1 protein-coding gene is annotated in these 530 nt (G+C 45.7%); it reads left to right on the top strand.

Annotated features, from left to right (window positions below; genetic code table 11):
- On the top strand, positions 1 to 530 hold a 530-nt coding region (locus tag D8863_RS10920; protein WP_125441881.1), incomplete at both ends, for an ABC transporter permease subunit.

The raw sequence follows: 530 nt of genomic DNA, 5'->3' as shown, positions 1-530 counted from the left end.
CCTTTAAAGCAGGTAACGTCGCAGCCTTTAANCTCGATACCAACATCGACTTCAATTTTGATAACTTTAAAGGACTCTTTACTGAAACCTTATACGGCACTTGGTATCTCAATACCTTGATTATCGCCTTGATTACCATGGTTGTTCAAACAAGTATCATCGTACTGGCTGGTTATGCCTACAGCCGATACAACTTCTTGGCTCGTAAGCAAAGTTTGGTCTTCTTCTTGATCATTCAAATGGTGCCAACCATGGCCGCATTGACCGCCTTCTTCGTTATGGCGCTTATGTTGAACGCTCTTAACCATAGCTGGTTCCTCATCTTCCTCTACGTCGGAGGAGGTATTCCGATGAATGCTTGGCTCATGAAAGGTTACTTCGATACCGTGCCAATGTCTCTTGACGAATCTGCGAAACTAGATGGTGCAGGACACTTCCGTCGCTTCTGGCAAATCGTTCTCCCTCTTGTTCGCCCAATGGTGGCTGTACAAGCTCTTTGGGCCTTCATGGGACCTTTCGGGGATTATATC

Source organism: Streptococcus oralis (assembly GCF_003943825.1).
In the GTDB taxonomy this organism is placed as follows: Bacteria; Bacillota; Bacilli; order Lactobacillales; family Streptococcaceae; genus Streptococcus; species Streptococcus oralis_CD.
The sequence above is the reverse complement of the archived record's forward strand: the minus strand, read 5'-3'. Positions and strand labels throughout refer to the sequence as shown.